Source organism: Corynebacterium glaucum, assembly GCF_002287505.1.
Lineage (GTDB): Bacteria > Actinomycetota > Actinomycetes > Mycobacteriales > Mycobacteriaceae > Corynebacterium > Corynebacterium glaucum.
This window is the reverse complement of record NZ_CP019688.1, coordinates 689,048-705,747: the sequence shown is the minus strand read 5'-3', so window position 1 is coordinate 705,747 and position 16,700 is coordinate 689,048. Positions and strand designations below refer to the sequence as shown.

The window sequence follows — 16,700 nt, the reverse complement described above, 5'->3', positions numbered from 1 at the left end:
GAAATTCTTACTCGAAACGGGGGTAGTAGCTCCCCTTTATTGAGCTCATCCGGTTATAGTTAGCAGCACGTTGCCCGCCGAAATGAGGAAGGAGTACCGAAATGGGAGGCGAAGCTTATCAGGTTGAATCGTCGCTGACCACTTCCGATGTCCTTGAGCGTACGGCGGAAGCGGGGGTTGATGGAGCGGCTGCTGTGACTGCCGTTTCTTTCGAGCATGGAACCGCGAAGCTTCCATCTTGGATCGATCTCGACTCTGCCGCCACCATCCTCGGAGTTAGCAAACTTCACATCCGACTGATGGGTCGAGACGGCAAGCTGAGAATGATGACGACCGGTAGTGGGATCAAGGTTGAAACTTCATCTGTCATGAGCCGTCTTGAGGGATGCATGAGAAGCCGTGAAGTCTTTGCCCTTCACGCCGCTCACCAAGGGCGGCTGGTAGAGCAGGCTGCAAACGCAATTGGGGCGTAAACTCACCCCAAAATGTATCTACCCCCACGACTAACAATCCGCTGCGCGCTGGAAGACCTAGAGCTAGATAACTGGGATGACAGCGGTCCTATCGGTGACGCGACGCATCATGTAATTCACCCAATCGTGGATCATGCTATTGAGCTGTTTCCGCAAGATCGAGACACGTCAAAGGCCCCCGAGAAAATCAGTGGCGTCAGACCAACGTGCTACAAAATTAAGACTTCTCGATTCAGAGGAATTGCTTACATCGACACGGAAGGTCAAGTGTGGATCGTTGCAGCGGGCTTGCGTAAAGGCCGAGATCGGGATGACTTCTACCGGAAATTTATGAGGCGATGCGAGGCACAGGAAGGGTGGTGGCTCCCGAGCAAAAGTGACCGCGCATCGAGGGCACGGGACATCAAAGCAAATCAACTATTGGAGTGGCGGCTTGGGTTATACGAGCAAGTATCGTCTGGTCTGAAGAAAATCGGTAGTTCCCAATTACTAGGATCAAGCGGTGATCCCACATTTTGGATCAACCTAGATGGGATAATTCAGCACCTCGACGACAAAATAACAGCCCAGTCATTGCCGGAAGTTGCAGTCCGTCTTATTTCATTCGGCGGAGAGAATTACTTGGGTGTCGAGGTAGTTCAAGAGCAGGTTTTTGATCAGCGACTTCAACCGCTCTGTCTACTCGGTATCGAAACTGTCGCAGCCGCAATTTATGATGGCGAGCAGTCGTGGTCCAAAGATGGTCTAACGTCCAGTGGTAACCCCCAGTTTTCTCTCGAATTTAATGAGGAAGTGGGTCTTGAAACGGTCTTGAATCGACATCACAGCGCCAAGCCGCCGGCCTGGTTCAGACCCGGTACGAAACACCACTACGCGATCCAGGTTGAGGGTGAATCCCATATCAGATCGGTAGCAGACGCAACCGCTTTCGGTGAACCGGTGTTCGCTCTTTGTGGAACGACGTTTGTTCCCCGGCAGGATCACCACAACCTCGATCCGTGTCCCCGCTGTGCCGCCGTCCACAACCTATTGCAGCACGCAAGGGAGGGCTAGAACGGTGGCCCAGATAGGGCCATCTCGGGGAACGTAAAAGGGATATTGCCACATTAGTCACAAATCGCCTAGGTCCCCCTACTCCGATGTGCCACGACCAATAAGCTCGTCGCATTAACCAGTCGTTCCGGGACGAGGGTGTGCCGGCGCAGTTGAGTAGGACAACTCGTACGGTCTACCCCGTGTAGAAATACAGAGAGAAACCCGCCACGGTGAGCGAAAGGTTCACCATGGCGATTTTCGGCAAACCGCCCCTGTCGGTGACCGGCCAACGAGCAGAACATGTAGTCGATACTTCCGCACCCGTGTCGAACCCGCCGCTACCCTCTGTGTTGCCCCTTCCAACACAACCCAACCAACCGAGGAGCACAGAATGCCTTTCCCTGCCCCCGACAACATTGTTCGAGACTGGCTGAATGAGCGCGCCGAAGCAGGCGTTGTCCGCGCAAAGGTCGTTACCGACGTCGCCTACAGCGACGGCGTGCTGACGGTGACCATCGAGCCGGAGAAGTTCGTTGACTTGGGCGCCTGGAACTCACTGAACGAGGGCTACTCCGACTCGCTCGGCGACTTCTACGCCACGGAGCTCGGCTGGACGAATAAGCAGTCCGTCTACCTACGCGAAATGGTCACCGAATTGCGCGTCGTGACGGCAGACGGCTCGGTGCTCGAAACGGTGGACACTGCCGCCTACCAGCGGAAGAAGAACCCGCAGTTCTAGTAGCCTGACACGGACAGGCGTTTAAGCTTTACTGCTTTCTCCACACCGGAAGCTGCTCAACTCCTGCCTGGTTCAAGCAGTCCCGCACCAGCGACCTCGCGGTGTCAATGAGCGGAGCGTTCGCGGTAACACTTACCTCCGCCTCCACCGGGCTAAAGGACTCTAACGGCAGTGGGTCTTCAGAGAAGTACCTCGGATCTTTCCGCTGCCACAACACCAGCGGCTTGTCTTGGTCCCACTCGACGTTGCAACGCACGGTGTAGTCGGTGTTGCCGGTGACACCTCCGTAGTGGCGAATGAGTGCCAAAAGGTCACCCGCCAAGCACGCAAACGCATGCGTGGGCACTATCTGGTCCCCCGCGAGAACGTCTCCCTGTCCAGCCGCGACAGGACGGTGACAACCCCGTTTTCGTGCAGCTCGACATACGCGAGCAATTCTTGCGTGTCGTACTGCTTTCCCGAAAACGTCCAACACTTCAAACCCCTGCGGTAATTCGAGGCAGTCGCCGGAGACACCGCCCCGTTGTATTCCAGGCGCAGCGGGTCGTCATAAGCGGCAAACCTTGCCATAATCGCGTCACGCTCAGTAACGTCGTCCTTTCTTGCCGGGTACGTCGGCACCGCAACACCGACACCCCAAAAGCCGTCACTAGACCGCTTCGCGGCCACCTTGCTATACACCTCGTCTACTTCACGGGACGAGGATTCTTCCCGTTGAAACCGCAGCCTGTACAGGTTCGCAATTTCAGGCTCACTCAACCACTCTGAGTGACTCCCGTTACGAGTCGGCGCAGCGAGCACCGTGGCGTTTTTCTTTTCGGCGAAGTACATATGCGGCACTTGCTGACTCGCCGGCACCACGACGACGAATGCTTCGTGTTCGGGGTGTTCGACCCGGTGGAACTCCACACCCCGCAGCGGCGGCGAAATGTAGGCGGTGGCAACGGTCAAATACGACTGTTCCAGTCCAGAGGAGTACTCGCCGGCACTGACCCTTTTACCGGCGTGGTCTTTCATGTCGGGAAGCTCACCCACGCCGTAGACAATGACCCCACCACCGCTGTTCGCCATAGCACACAGGTCTTTCTTCACGTCGCTCTCAGGCCGAGTCGGCTTGCTGTCGATCTTCTCCTTGAAGTCGAGGTCTTGCCGCTCCGCAATACGCTCTTCGACCAGTCGGTCGAGCATCTCATTTGTGAATTCGTCGGTGGGCACTATTCCAAGGGCGGAGTGCAAGGCGGTGAACATAGGTGTCATTGTACGAAGCGGTTTCGGCGGTTCTGGCTCACATGCAACGGTCACGCAGCACGTTCAACGTCCCCGCTCCGTACCCCGCTTCCGTGTCGGCAACAGCTCCGGCTAACGTGTCGGACTCCGAAGCGTGAGGACGTGCCCGAAACGGCACCCGGGTCGAAAACCGCAACGAGCTCCGAAACGAAACCCGCGGGGCACCGAGACGCACCTCGGGGCGGGAGTCGGTAGGCGCTGCGGATTTTCGAGGCGGTAAGCGTGACGCAGAACGTGGCGGTTGGCGGTTGGGGTCTCGCCCCGAGGCTCCGTTACGAGTTTCCGACACGGAGTCCGCGGCGGCTTGTCGAGACGGGGTTCGGTTCGGAAGTCGCGGCGGGGTTACCGCGACGGTGAGCGTTGCGGGGTTCGGTTCGGTTGCCGAGACGGTGGGCGTGGCAGGGACGGTGCGGCGGGGCGTTAGCGTTTTGGGGTTCGGGGCGGCGGGCGCGGCGGTGAGCGTTTCGGTTCTCGGTGCGTGGTTCCGAGACGGGATTTCCGGAGCGGGAAACGAGACGGAGGGCTTTGCGAGGTGCGTGGCGGGTTTCGATGCGGGATGCGGTGTGTGTTTTCGCCTCGGAACTCGGTTCGGGGCTCGGGGCGGGTTTCGAGACGGTGGGCGTGGCGGGGTGTAAGGAAGCGGTGGAAAACATGTAAGCCGCCGCGGAAGCGGCGGCGTGTCTAGAGGCCGGGGAGTTTACTGAATGCCCCTCCTGAGTCGCGACATGTTTGACAGATGAGTCGCGACATGGTGGACAAACCGGCGCCTCGGTTTTTGGTTTTCTGGGGTGCCGACTTTGTCATTGGTGGAGGTTGAGGTGGGGCGCTCTGTTTTTGGGACCGCTGTCGGGGACGTTCGGGCCGAAATGCTGCTGGATATGACTGTCAGTTAATCGCTTCTAGCCGCCCCCCTTCTCAAATCAGCCCCCAATCATTGGCTCATGTGCTCGGAGGCGAGTCGCGCGTAGATGAGGGTGTCAGTCCATTCGCCCTTGCTGAACCAGTCTTGGACGTGATGCGCTTCGAGCCGGAGCCCAACGCGGTTAGCAAGTGCCGCGGAGGCGCTGTTGCGAGCATCCATCTGCGCGGTGATGCGGTGGAGATGGTAGTGATCAAACCCGAGGGCAAGTACCGCGCGAACGGCTTCACTGGCGAAGCCTTGTCCACCGTGCGCTGGGTCCAGCACCCACCCGATCTCACCCTGGCGGTACTCCTTATCTGTCAGCCATAGTGCAACGTCCCCGATCGCGTTGCCTTCATGCTCGATGACCAGTGCAAGCGCATCAGCCTCACCATCGAGGTCAGTCTTTGATAGACGCTCCGTGAGCTTGTCGCGGGTGACGTCCATAGTCCATGGCTCGTCCAACAGATATCGGGCAACGTCGGGTTGCGAGTACAGATTGTGAAGCCATGTGACATCGCCTGTCTCATGCAGGCGGAGTTGAAGTCGTTCTGTCACCAACGGCCACTGGGCGGTGGGCACGAGATCGCGCTGGTAATGGAACAACTCCTCGCGCTGTCCTGCAGGCGTGACTCCTACGCTGCGTCCGGCCTCTCGGAATCCCGCCGTTGTCAAGCAGTGCTGGGAGACCTTGTTCTCCGGAAGCGTGCGTGCCGTCAGGGTTCGAAGTCCACTGCTGCGCGCGAAGCGCGATGCCAACTCCAGTCCCCGACGAGCGTGTCCATCACCCCGCGCATCGGGATGAATCCAGAACCCGACCTCGGCAGCCTCGGGGCTGACGTCGAAAAGCACTAAGGAGCCCACGAACCGGTCGGTCTCAGCGTCGCCAAGCGCGAGGACTGCCAACGTGCCGGATGAGAGGCCCGTCGCGACCTCCTCACGAATCATCCGTCGCACGGACTCGGGGGTGTAGTCGGGTTCAGGCAGGTGAGCGAAGCGCCGCACAGCTTCGTCTTTGGTGCCGGCTGCATACGCGTCTGCGTCCAGTTCGGAGAGAGGGCGCAGGCGAGTGTTTTCAAAGGCGATCGGGAGGTTGGTGGCATCCAGCATGTGCCAAACCTAACATAGTTAGGATAGGTGGTTCAAGCATGTTTGGTTAGGCTGGTGGGGTGAGCTACTGGGAACACCGAAAGCCTGTTCAACGTCACCGCGCCGTGGATATTGCGGAGGTCGCGAGAGCATCGGTGAGGCTGTTGGATGAAGGTGGGTTGAGGGCACTCACCTTGAGGGCGGTAGCCCAGCAAGTGGGCGTCGCTCCAGCCAGCCTGTACTCCCGCGTGGAGACAGCCGAGGACCTATTCGACCTTGCCCTCGATACGGCGCTTGCAGATGACCCCGCAATGTCCGAGTCAATCCGCAACGCAGACCTGCCCACTCTGATACAGGCTTTCTTCGTGCACCTCACGACCCACCGGTGGGCCGGTCAGGTTATCGGCATGCGCGCCCCCAGGGGCCCTGCTTACCTGGCGCTCTCTGAGCGTATGTGCGTCCTGCTCGAAAGAGAGGGCATCCCGGACCCGTTGGGAACTGCCTACTGTTTATCAAACCTAGTGATCGGCGCCGCCCTGACGGCTCCCATGGCACCTGACGAAAAGCGCGTCGCCATCGCCCCCGAACAAGCCCCGACTTATGCGCGCCTCCACGCGGCACACCACATTAGCCCACGCGAGATCCTCTCCGAGGGCATCAAGAAACTCTTATCTTGACGGAACCATCTTATTTCGGTCAGAAGCAGTGTGAGGATACTCAGATCCGACAAGCAGTTTCGGTCCCTCGCATCCACGACTGTGCTGACGGCACCGCAGGCGTTCGAAACCACGGATGCCAGATCCAATGCGCTAAATCCGCGGCGTGACACGATCAGCGCCGGCCTGGAACGAGAGGAGCAACGTTCACTCGACACGGAGACCATTGCGGGTCTCGCCATCTCGGTATTGCACGGACTCACGCTCTGAGCGGTAATCAGCCCGGAGGATCTGCCCCGCGCGGCACACATCGACGTTGCCGCACGGGCACTGGCCAATGGGCTGCTCAGTTAGCAACTAACCGCCCCTGCGACGAGCACGTACGTAGGCACCGATCTACCATTCGACATCGTGCCCAATCCGCTCCCCCGCCGCCGGTTCCTCGCAGCAGCCCTGCTCACGCTGGGGCCGGCAACGGCGTGTGCGCAGCCCGATCAGGACCAGCCTCCAACTAGCACGCAGCCAAGTAGCACCGCCCCATTGACATCGGCGACGTCGACTTCGGCGATAACGGAGGCGTCGATAAGCATGCCCAGCCCCGACACTTACGCTGGTGAGGTGCCGACAAGCTTTGACACGCACCTGCCCGGCATTGTGGAGACCGTGCCGACTGTGCCGGGCGAGCGCACGATTGCCTTGACCTTCGACGCCTGCGGCGGCGCGTACGACGCGGCCCTGATTGACACCCTGCGCGAGTTCGAGGCGCCCGCGACGCTCTTCCTTGCGCAACCGTGGATTGACTCGCACGAAGATATTGCGCGTGAGCTGGCCGCCGATAGGCTGTTCCAGATTGAGAATCACGGCACGCGGCATGTGCCACTCAGTGTTAACGGCCACGCGGCGTACAGCATTCGCGGCACGGCGAGCCCAGCCGAGACGATCGAGGAGATTGCGGGGAACGCGCAGCGCCTCGCAGACCTTGGGGTGCGGTCAACGTGGTTCCGTTCGGGCACAGCGCATTACGACGACGTCGCGGTGCGCATTGCTCGCGACAGCGGCGTGCGGATCGCCGGATTCAGCGTCAACGGGGACCGCGGCGCGACTGCAAGTGCAAGTGAGGTGGCCTCACGGATTCAGCACGCTGACGATGGGGCGATTGTGCTCGCGCACATGAATCACCCGCACTCGGGCACAGCGGCCGGGGTTCGGCTGGCGCTCGAACAGCTGCGGGACAGCAACATTCGGTTTGTCGCACTGCAATAAGGGCGTGGCGCCTGCTGCCCATTTGTGACAGATGGGGCTATTGTTACGAATGTGACTACTCTGAACCGCCGCACCATGCTCAAGGCCGCAGCCATCGCTACTGCCGCGGCCCTCGTCTCCCCCGCCCTCGCGCAGGCGCAAGGCCGCGTCGTTGGCACCGTCATCGACTACTCCGCAGGCGTGCCCTCCGCACGCTCCGTCAAAGCTGCAGGCCACATGGGCGCCGTTCGCTACGTTTCCGAACGCCGCCCCGGCGCAAACTGGATGCTGGGCAAACCAGTCACGCTCGCCGAAACCCAGGACTTTAAGGCACAAGGCTTAGCGACGGCTTCGGTGTACCAATTCGGCCGCGATACCACGGCCGACTGGCTGGGTGGGGCTGCTGCCGCCGCGCAACACGCCCCTTCGGCAATCCGCTTGCACATTGCAGCAGGCGGCCCGACCGGCCGACCGATCTACGTCGCGATTGACGACAACCCGTCGCGCGCCCAGTACGAAAACCAAATCCGCCCCTACCTGCGCGCGTTCCAAGCAGCGCTCGCACTGGCCGGGTACCAGACCGGCGTGTATGGCAACTACAACGTGATCCAATGGTGCGTGGAAGACAACATCGGCACCTTCTTCTGGCAGCACGACTGGGGCTCCGGCGGCAAAATCCACCCGCGCACCACCATCCACCAGAAGGCGAAGTGGCAGGCGACCATTGACGGCGTCAAGGTGGACATCAACAACGTTTACGCCGCCGACTGGGGCCAGTGGACTCCGGGTCAAACCGTATCGGCGCCGATTGTTCCCGCGGCACCGGCTGCCCCGGGTACGCCGACCGCTCCCGGAAAAGCGCTCAGCGGCCTTACCCAGGAGGAGAAGGAAGCCGTCGCTGCGATTAGCGATCTGGTGGCCACGGGCGGCAAGCTGATCGGGGATGTCGCCTCCAACTCGAGCCTGCCGGGTTCAAGCTTGCCAAGCTCGAGCATCCGGGGACTATTCTAGATTCTTCTAGCTCCCCCGAAAACACCTCAGTGGCGGCCAGGATTTCTCCTGGCCGCCACTTTTGTTGTGAGGCGAGAGCGGGACCTTTAGTGGTCGACCGGGGCCTCGACGCCAACACCGGTGAGCGAGCGGACTTCCATTTCCGCCTGCAGCTCATCGAAGTTGTCCGGCTTACCAATGAAGGTGCCGATGATGCCGGCGAGGAAGCCGAGCGGGATGGAGACAATACCCGGGCTGGACAGCGGGAAGATCGACCAGTCAGCGTTCGGGAACATTGCCGACGGAGCGCCGGAGACTGCCGGCGAGAAGAAGATCAGCAGCAGGCAGGAGATCAGGCCCGTGTAGATCGACGCCACAGCACCGGTGGTGTTGAAGCGCTTCCAGTACAGCGAGTACAGGATGGTCGGCAGGTTCGCGGACGCCGCGATAGCGAACGCCAGGGAGACCAAGAAGGCCACGTTCTGCGTCATGGCCAGGATGCCGAGGATGATCGAGACGATACCCAGGACGACCACGGTGATGCGGGAGACGCGGACCTGCTCGGCCTCAGAAGACTGGCCGTCGCGAAGCACAGCGTCGTAGACGTCGTGAGCGATGGAAGCGGACGCGGTAATCGCAAGACCAGCCACCACGGCGAGCACGGTAGCGAACGCGACGGCGGAGATCAGCGCCATGAAGATGGAGCCACCGAGCTCGAACGCCAGCAGCGGTGCAGCGGAGTTCGCGCCACCCGGGGCTGCGAGGATGCGGTCCGGACCGACGAATGCTGCGGCTGCATAGCCGAGGATCAGGGTCATCAGGTAGAACGCACCGATGAGGACGATCGCCCAGGTCACCGACTTACGGGCTTCCTTTGCCGTCGGGACGGTGTAGAAGCGCATGAGCACGTGCGGCAGACCGGCGGTACCCAGGACCAGCGCAAGTCCCAGGGAGATGAAGTCGATCTGCTTCGTCAGGGTGCCGCCGTACTTCAGGCCCGGCTGCATGATCGCCTCAGCGGCGTAACCCTTTTCAGCCAGGGTCGAAGATGCCGCGTGCATTTCGATGGCGGAATCGAAGAGGCCGCCGCCGCGCAGCTTGACAAACACCAGCACGGCCATGATCGCGACACCCGCGATGAGCAGCACGGCCTTGATCATCTGCACGTAGGTGGTGCCCTTCATGCCACCGACCAGGACGTAGATGATCATGATCACGCCGACGATAGCAACACAGATTGCCTGCGAGCTGAAGGTGTGTAGGTTCAGCAGCACGGACACCAGGGAGCCCGCACCAGCCATCTGTGCGATGAGGTAGAACAGCGACACAAAGAGGGTGCCGAATGCGGCGGCCACGCGAACGGGCTTCTGCTTCAGACGGAAGGACAACACGTCTGCCATGGTGAAGCGGCCGACGTTACGCAGTGGCTCTGCCACGAGGAGCAGCGCCACCAGCCATGCGACGAAGAAGCCGATGGAGTACAGGAATCCGTCGTAGCCGTTCAGCGCGATCGAGCCGACGATGCCAAGGAACGACGCTGCAGACAGGTAGTCACCTGCGATGGCGAGGCCGTTCTGGGTGCCGTTGAAGGTTGCGCCACCGGTGTAGAAGTCCGAAGCCTCGCTGGTGGTTTTACCAGCGCGAGTCACAACAAAGAGGGTGACAATAATGAAGACAGCGAAGACCGCGATGTTCAGAATCGGGTTGCCGGCACCCTGTGCAGGAGCATCAGCGGCGGCAAGAAGATGAGTCTGCATGGTTGCTTACCCCTCCATCTCTTGGCGGATGTGAGCCGCGCGCGGCTCGATGTTGGCGTTCGCCCAGCGGACGTAGATCCAGGTGATCAAAAACGTCGTGAGGAACTGAGCGAGGCCCAGCCAAAGACCGACGTTGAGGCCAAGGAACGGGCGTGCCATGGTCTCGGGGAGGAACGTAGCGAGAAGCACGTAAACCACGTACCAGATGAACGCCACGATCATCACGGGGAAGGTGAAGCCTCGGAACGTGCTGCGCAGTTCCTGGAATTCCGGGCTCTGCTGCATCGCGACGAACTCGTCTGGAGTTGGCTCGCGACGTGTCGGGGCAGCGGTAGGTCCAGCCACGGCTCAGTCCTTTCTTCTCAGGGAAACAAACACTCGCCTCATTACCGGCTCAATGCGAGACCAGTAACTCAACACAAAGAATGTAACCTACCGCACATTTTCCCTAGCCATCTTCACCTACCCAGATTTGAGACTCGAGTAGTTTCTACCCCCGTCAGGCCCGCCGAGCTGCAAAGATGTGCGTTCTGCGAACTACCCCCGTATGGCCCCCCAGATAGCGAAAAACCCGCCGGATCGGCGGGCTTATTCGGTGACTCCGAGACGGTGAAGATCGACCTTTAATCGGGGAACGTCCGCGGATTGCCCCAGAGGCGCTCTCCCGTGACTGCATCGAGCGCTTCGACATCATCGTCGCCGAGTTCCACGTCAACCGCCGCAAGGTTCTCCACCAGCCGCTGCGGGTTCGCAGTCTTCGGAACCACCGAGCATCCCATGCGAAGCAGATACGCCAACGCAACCTGCGCCGGGGTGACACCATATCTATCAGCGACGGCCACGAGTTCGGGGGCGTCGAAATTCTCACCGCGGGCCAGCGGCGCCCAAGCCTCCGTCACAATGTCGTGCTCATCGTGGTAAGCACGCAGCTCTGGCTGGGTGAAGCCAAGGTGGAGCTCAACTTGGTTCAACACCGGGGTCACACCCGTTTCGTTGATAAGTTCGTCCAGCAACTCCTCGTAGAAGTTCGCCACACCTACTGACTGCAGCTGACCCATACCCTGCAGTTGGGCAATCTGCTCAAATGCGGACACGTAGGTGCCGCGCTGCGGCATCGGCCAGTGCACGAGGTAGAGGTCGATGAATTCGAGGTCGAGGCGTCGCAGCGACTCTTGGTACGCCTCGGCCGCGCGGTGCTGATCATCGTTAGCCAGCTTGGTGGTGATGAACAGTTCTTCACGTCTGACATCGCCGGCAGCGATGGCGGCGTTGATTGCTCTACCCACCTCTACTTCGTTCTCGTAGAGCGCTGCAGTGTCGATGTGCCGGTACCCAAGCTCGATAGCGGTGCGGACGATGCGTTCTGCTTCGTCTCCGCGGAGCTTGTACGTACCCAGACCCAACAAGGGGAAGTCGTAGCCGTCGTTAAGCGTGGTTACCGGGATGCGCACTATGAGTCTCCCCTAGCTTGCGTCGAGCAGATCGATGACAAACACCAGCGTACGACCTGCGAGCGGGTGACCACCGCCGGCAGGTCCGTAAGCCATCTCCGGCGGGATAGTGAGTTCACGGCGCCCGCCGACGCGCATCCCGGGGATGCCTTCTTGCCAGCCCTGGATCAAGCCGTCAAGGGGAAACTCCGCGGCCTCGCCGCGGTCCCAAGTGGAGTCGAACTCGCTGCCAGAATCGTAGGTGACACCGAGGTAGTGGACCTTGACGTAGCCGCCCGCCACCGCCTCAGCGCCTTCGCCGACAACAAGATCCTCGATCACGAGGTCTACCGGCGCTGGCTCCTGGGGGATTTCAATGGTTGGCTTTTCCATGTGGTCGTTCGCTCCTTGGAAAGTTCATAGACGTAGAAAAGAAACCGCCGAGACGGCGTCCCCCGAAGTATAAGGGAATGCACATCTCTGGCGGTTCAGCTGTGGGGTCCGGTGCAGTTCCCGGGCCCCACAAGGGGTGGTGGATTCGCGGTGTTAGCGCTGGTCCATCGGCACGAAGTCGCGGTGCTCGTAGCCGGTGTAGATCTGACGCGGGCGGTTGATCTTGGTGTTCATGTCCAGCTGCTCGCGGTACTGGGCGATCCAGCCCGGCAGGCGACCGATGGCGAAGAGAACGGTGAAGAAGTCCGTCGGGAAGCCCATCGCGCGGTAGATCAGGCCCGAGTAGAAGTCCACGTTCGGGTACAGCTTGCGCTGAACGAAGTAGTCGTCCTTGAGCGCGATCTCCTCGAGCTTGAGCGCGAGGTCCAGCAGCTCGTCGCCGCCGAGGTGCTCGAGCACCTCGTGAGCGGTGTCCTTCACAATGGCAGCGCGCGGGTCGTAGTTCTTGTACACGCGGTGGCCGAAGCCCATCAGGCGAACGCCCTTTTCCTTGTTCTTCACGCGGTTCATGAAGTCGGTGGCGTCGCCGTCGTGGTTGTTCTTAATGTCCTCGAGCATCTCCAGCACAGCCTGGTTTGCACCGCCGTGGAGCGGACCTGCCAGGGCGTTGATGCCGCCGGCGATGGCCACGAACATGTTGGCCTGCGCGGAGCCGATCATGCGCACGGTGGAGGTGGAGCAGTTCTGCTCGTGGTCAGCGTGGAGGATGAAGAGCTTCTCCATTGCGCTGGAGAGCACCGGGTCAACTTCGTACTCTGCGGTCGGGTAACCGAACATCATGCGCAGGAAGTTCTCGGTCTGGTTGAGGTTGTTGTCCGGGTACATGTACGGCTTACCGCGGGAGGCACGGTAGGCGTACGCCGCCAGCATCGGCACCTTAGCCATGAGGCGGACGGTGGCCTTGTCCAGCTGCTCCTCGTCGAGCGGGTTCAGCTGGTCCTGGTAGTAGGCGGAGAGAATATTCACCGAGGAAGCCAGAACGGCCATCGGGTGCGCGTTACGCGGGAACACGTTGAACGCGGCCTTGAAATCCTCGTCCAGCAGAGTGTGGTGGCGGATGTCGTCGGAGAATGCGTCGTGCTGCTCCTTGGTCGGCAGCTCACCGTTGATCAGCAGGTACGACACCTCGTTGAAGGTCGAGTTCTGCGCCAGGTCAGCGATGTCGTAGCCGCGGTAGCGCAGGATGCCCTCTGCACCGTCAATGTAGGTGATCTTCGACTCGGTCGAACCGGTGGAAACGTAACCCGGGTCGAAGGTCACCAGACCGGTCTCGCCCAGGAAGTTGCCCAGCACAATGCCGTCGTTACCTTCCGAGGCGGGCATGATGTCCATCTCATACTCGCCGCCTGGGTAGTGAAGTACAGCCTTGTTTTCGTTTTCAGAAGCCACGGTCAAGCCTTTCCGCGTGTCGTAAGTAATCCGAGCTGGCGCGCTACGGTCGAACCATGCAGCGGTGGCCAAAGCCCGGAAATTCCAATCGCCATAGTAACAAATCCTGTGACACGGGCGACACAAGTGCACCTTGTTGAGACGGGCCACAAAAAGTGGACCAATAATCCTTGGTCAGCGCCAGTTTCCCGTGCGGTATATTGAGCCCATTCCAGCACGACCCCACGGCTAGCACGGCAAGGAAGTTTATACCTATGAGCGCGTATCCCACCCTCCCCTCCGACCTGATTCCCGCCGACGGCCGTTTCGGCTGCGGCCCGTCCAAGGTTCGCCCGGCCCAGCTGGACGCAATCGCTGATGGGGCAGCAATCATCGGCACCTCGCACCGCCAGCCGGCAGTCAAGGACTTGGTGGGCAACGTGCGCGAGGGGCTGAGCGCGCTGTTTAACATCCCCGAGGGCTACGAAATCGTGCTCTCCCTCGGCGGTGCCACCGCGTTCTGGGACGCTGCCACCTTCGGCCTCATCGAGAACAAGTCGGCCCACTTGAGCTTCGGCGAATTCTCCGGCAAGTTCGCCAAGGCCTCGAAGCAGGCCCCGTGGCTCGACGCACCGCAGGTGGTTGAAGCAGAACCCGGCACCGCGCCCCAGCCAAGCCAGCTCGACGGCACCGACGCCGATGTCGTGGCTTGGGCACACAACGAAACGTCCACCGGCGCAATGGTGCCCGTCACTCGCCCCAACACCGAGGCACTCGTGCTTATCGACGCCACCTCCGGGGCCGGCGGACTGCCCGTCGAGATGGCACAAGCCGATGTTTATTACTTCTCGCCCCAGAAGTGCTTCGCCTCCGACGGCGGTCTGTGGCTTGCAGCAATGAGCCCGGCGGCGATCGAGCGCATCGCGAAGATCAAGGAGTCTGGCCGCTTCATCCCGGCGTTCCTGGACCTGCAGACTGCAGTGGACAACTCACGCAAGAACCAGACCTACAACACCCCTGCGGTGGCGACGCTGCTCATGCTCGCCAACCAGGTCGAGTGGATGAACGATAACGGCGGGCTCGACGGCATGGTCGCACGCACCACCGCGAACGCGGAGGCGCTCTACGGCTGGGCCGACAACCACGCCCACGCAACCCCGTTCGTGGCGGAGCCTGCTTCTCGTTCGCTCGTGGTTGGCACGATCGACTTCGACGAATCCATCGACGCCGCTGAGCTGGCCAAGGCGCTGCGCGAGAACGGCGTGCTGGACATTGAGCCGTACCGCAAGCTGGGCCGCAACCAGCTGCGTATCGGCATGTTCCCCGCCATCGATGAAGCGGACATCACCAAGCTCACGAGCGCGGTTGATTACTTGCTCGAGCAGGGCGTGGGCGCGAAGTAAACGCAAGCTCGTGCGTTAAGCTGGGCGCAATTGTGCCCGGCTTAAAGGAGTACTATGCGCGAGCTGTACCTCAGCGAAGAGGAATCGACGGAAACATTCTTCGTACTGTTTGACGCCGATGGCGTTCGCTACCAGCTTGCGCGCGCCGAGATGGATCCCATCCTCGAGCAGCTGCGCGGAGAGCAAGCGGACAAGAACCAGCTCGAATTTCCCTACGCCAGCGCGGGCGATGACACCGAGGCAGTAGAAGCGCCCGAACCGGCAGCACCCGTCGAGGAGCGGGCACTCCCCGAGCCTGATCCGCTCTACGCCACCGCGCTTTCCATGCGCCCCAACGAAATACAGGCACGCGTTCGCGCAGGCGCGAGCGCAGCGGAGCTCGCCGAAGAGATGGGGGTGGCGGAAAGCCGCGTCGAGCCGTACGCGCACCCAGTGCTGCTCGAGCGGGCCCAGGTAGCGGAGGCAGCGAAGCAGTCGCACCCGCTGCGTGAGGACGGCCCTGCGAAGCTCACACTGTTTGAGATTTTGGCTTCTGCGTTTGCCGCCCGCGGCCACTCGTTGTCCGACGCAACCTGGGACGCCACCCGTGAACCTGGGGACGCCTGGGTTGTCCATGTGCGCTGGACAGCCGGGTTGAGCGAGAACGAGGCAGTGTGGTCGTACACTCGCCAGATGGGTTCGGGTGCGACGACTGAAGCCCGCAACGCGGTTGCCGCGGATCTGACCGACCCAGACTTTGTGCAGCCAGTGCGCTCGCTCACTGCCGTCGATACGCATGCCCCCGAGCCTGAAGCTGACCTGGAGCCAGCTGATGAGGTGCGGGAGGACTCGGCCGATGAGATCGCCGAGGGTGAGTTCCTGCGCTACCCGGATGAACAGCAGCACCCGCAGAAACGTCGGCGGAAGGCCGTTACCCCTCACTGGGAGGACGTACTTTTAGGGGTACGCACCAACACCAAACGGCCACGGGATTGACCCAGCGGGGAGTAAGAGGAGCCCAACCGCATGCACACGATTAGCTACCCGGCGATTGTCACCTTCTGGTTTGTCACCACCGCAGATCCCGGTTCGGTGCTGGACGCAGAACCCAAGGCCGACCGTGGATTCGGCCGCAAACTGCTGGCCCAGATCAACCCGACTTGGCCGATCACTCCGATTGGCGAGTTCCCGCTCAACCGGTCCTCCAAACCGGGCCGCGACGAGTTCTACATCGCCGGCTACCCCGGTGTGGCCGTAGTGCAGACCTTTGTGGCCGACTCGGAAAAGCTCACCGAAACCGTGGGTTATCTGCGAGAGGCGCTGCCCGCGGCGGAAACGTACATGTTCGCGGAGGGCACCGACTCCGACTACGCAGGCTTTGCGCACTACGTCGGCGAGAATCTGCGGCGCTCGTTGACGGCGACCCGCGAGCAGGTGCTGGAAGATATCGGTCTGCCCGAGCCGTTCGAGGCGCCGTACTGGGCCGGTGAGAAGGCCGAGCAGCTCGGCGGCATCACCTTGCCGTTTGAGCCGAAGGATCTGGTGCGGGAGGCGCAGAAGAACTGGATCGGGATTGACCTCGAGCCGGGTGCCGGCGGGCCCGACGTGCACGTGGTGGGCTACGCCATCGACGGCAGGCCCGAGCCGAAGATTGCCAAGAAACAGGAAAAGAAGACCAAGACCGTCAACGAGGTCGCCGTCAAGTTCGCCGAGAAGGACAAGGCATACGACGACTACGAAGCTGCCGGCGACACCGACGAGGGCAACGAATTCGCAGAGCTCGCCGACGCCTCCGTCGCTGCCGCGCGCCGTGTTGGCCGGAGCCTGCGGCGCCGTCTCGGCCAGGCGAAGGATTCGCTGCAGGAGCGCCTGCGCAACTCGGACCGGTAAGTTCCAGG

The 16,700-nt window shown here is 61.3% G+C and carries 17 protein-coding genes; 9 read left to right on the top strand and 8 right to left on the bottom strand.

The window, feature by feature from the left end; translation table 11 throughout:
- Positions 1-101: 101 nt before the first annotated feature.
- The 3 genes from CGLAU_RS03440 (at position 102) to CGLAU_RS03435 (ending at position 2,247) form a co-directional block, all read left to right on the top strand.
- Complete coding sequence (locus CGLAU_RS03440; protein ID WP_095659489.1) at positions 102-473, top strand: hypothetical protein; 372 nt, start codon at positions 102-104, stop codon at positions 471-473.
- A 12-nt stretch (positions 474-485) separates the two neighbouring features.
- The gene (locus CGLAU_RS12235; protein ID WP_157731251.1) at positions 486-1,526 is read left to right on the top strand and encodes a DUF3039 domain-containing protein; all 1,041 of its coding nucleotides are present in this window, start codon (positions 486-488) and stop codon (positions 1,524-1,526) included.
- A gap of 373 nt (positions 1,527-1,899) precedes the next feature.
- The gene (locus CGLAU_RS03435) at positions 1,900-2,247 is read left to right on the top strand and encodes a proline racemase (RefSeq protein WP_095659488.1); all 348 of its coding nucleotides are present in this window, start codon (positions 1,900-1,902) and stop codon (positions 2,245-2,247) included.
- 28 nt (positions 2,248-2,275) lie between these two features.
- On the opposite strand, the gene CGLAU_RS03430 is transcribed toward CGLAU_RS03435, so the two are convergent.
- The 3 genes from CGLAU_RS03430 to CGLAU_RS03420 all read right to left on the bottom strand — a co-directional run bounded on the left by CGLAU_RS03430 (position 2,276) and on the right by CGLAU_RS03420 (position 5,545).
- Entirely contained in the window at positions 2,276-2,554 is a 279-nt protein-coding gene (locus CGLAU_RS03430) for a hypothetical protein (protein WP_157731250.1), read from the bottom strand.
- A gap of 38 nt (positions 2,555-2,592) precedes the next feature.
- Positions 2,593-3,495 carry an AlbA family DNA-binding domain-containing protein gene (locus CGLAU_RS03425; protein ID WP_157731249.1) on the bottom strand — a complete coding sequence of 301 codons (903 nt, stop codon included), beginning with the start codon at positions 3,493-3,495 and terminating at the stop codon, positions 2,593-2,595.
- Between the two features lie 970 nt (positions 3,496-4,465).
- Positions 4,466-5,545, bottom strand: a complete 1,080-nt coding sequence (locus CGLAU_RS03420; RefSeq protein ID WP_095659485.1) for a GNAT family N-acetyltransferase — start codon at positions 5,543-5,545, stop codon at positions 4,466-4,468.
- 59 nt (positions 5,546-5,604) lie between these two features.
- On the opposite strand from CGLAU_RS03420, the gene CGLAU_RS03415 reads away from it, so the two are divergent.
- The 3 genes from CGLAU_RS03415 (at position 5,605) to CGLAU_RS03400 (ending at position 8,433) form a co-directional block, all read left to right on the top strand.
- Positions 5,605-6,201 carry a TetR/AcrR family transcriptional regulator gene (locus CGLAU_RS03415; RefSeq protein ID WP_232507180.1) on the top strand — a complete coding sequence of 199 codons (597 nt, stop codon included), beginning with the start codon at positions 5,605-5,607 and terminating at the stop codon, positions 6,199-6,201.
- Between the two features lie 390 nt (positions 6,202-6,591).
- On the top strand, positions 6,592-7,443 hold the full coding sequence (locus CGLAU_RS03405) for a polysaccharide deacetylase family protein (RefSeq protein ID WP_232507179.1): 852 nt from the start codon (positions 6,592-6,594) through the stop codon (positions 7,441-7,443).
- A 75-nt stretch (positions 7,444-7,518) separates the two neighbouring features.
- Complete coding sequence (locus tag CGLAU_RS03400; protein ID WP_095661013.1) at positions 7,519-8,433, top strand: DUF1906 domain-containing protein; 915 nt, start codon at positions 7,519-7,521, stop codon at positions 8,431-8,433.
- Positions 8,434-8,519: 86 nt separating this feature from the next.
- On the opposite strand, the gene CGLAU_RS03395 is transcribed toward CGLAU_RS03400, so the two are convergent.
- The 5 genes from CGLAU_RS03395 to CGLAU_RS03375 all read right to left on the bottom strand — a co-directional run bounded on the left by CGLAU_RS03395 (position 8,520) and on the right by CGLAU_RS03375 (position 13,441).
- Positions 8,520-10,169, bottom strand: coding sequence for a solute symporter family protein (locus tag CGLAU_RS03395; RefSeq protein ID WP_095659482.1), 1,650 nt, complete (start codon positions 10,167-10,169; stop codon positions 8,520-8,522).
- 6 nt (positions 10,170-10,175) lie between these two features.
- The gene (locus tag CGLAU_RS03390; protein ID WP_095661012.1) at positions 10,176-10,454 is read right to left on the bottom strand and encodes a DUF485 domain-containing protein; all 279 of its coding nucleotides are present in this window, start codon (positions 10,452-10,454) and stop codon (positions 10,176-10,178) included.
- Positions 10,455-10,792: 338 nt separating this feature from the next.
- Positions 10,793-11,620, bottom strand: a complete 828-nt coding sequence (locus CGLAU_RS03385; protein ID WP_095659481.1) for an aldo/keto reductase — start codon at positions 11,618-11,620, stop codon at positions 10,793-10,795.
- Between the two features lie 12 nt (positions 11,621-11,632).
- On the bottom strand, positions 11,633-11,992 hold the full coding sequence (locus CGLAU_RS03380) for an FKBP-type peptidyl-prolyl cis-trans isomerase (RefSeq protein ID WP_095659480.1): 360 nt from the start codon (positions 11,990-11,992) through the stop codon (positions 11,633-11,635).
- A gap of 153 nt (positions 11,993-12,145) precedes the next feature.
- Positions 12,146-13,441, bottom strand: a complete 1,296-nt coding sequence (locus tag CGLAU_RS03375) for a citrate synthase (protein ID WP_095659479.1) — start codon at positions 13,439-13,441, stop codon at positions 12,146-12,148.
- Positions 13,442-13,695: 254 nt separating this feature from the next.
- On the opposite strand from CGLAU_RS03375, the gene serC reads away from it, so the two are divergent.
- Genes serC through CGLAU_RS03360 form a run of 3 tightly spaced genes read left to right on the top strand, consistent with a single transcriptional unit; the run spans position 13,696 to position 16,692 of the window.
- A complete protein-coding gene (serC, locus tag CGLAU_RS03370) occupies positions 13,696-14,823 on the top strand; it encodes a phosphoserine transaminase (protein ID WP_095659478.1) in 1,128 nt (375 codons plus the stop codon).
- Between the two features lie 54 nt (positions 14,824-14,877).
- A complete protein-coding gene (gene sepH / locus CGLAU_RS03365) occupies positions 14,878-15,798 on the top strand; it encodes a septation protein SepH (protein WP_095659477.1) in 921 nt (306 codons plus the stop codon).
- A gap of 30 nt (positions 15,799-15,828) precedes the next feature.
- Positions 15,829-16,692, top strand: a complete 864-nt coding sequence (locus CGLAU_RS03360; protein ID WP_232507178.1) for a DUF6928 family protein — start codon at positions 15,829-15,831, stop codon at positions 16,690-16,692.
- Positions 16,693-16,700 lie beyond the last annotated feature (8 nt).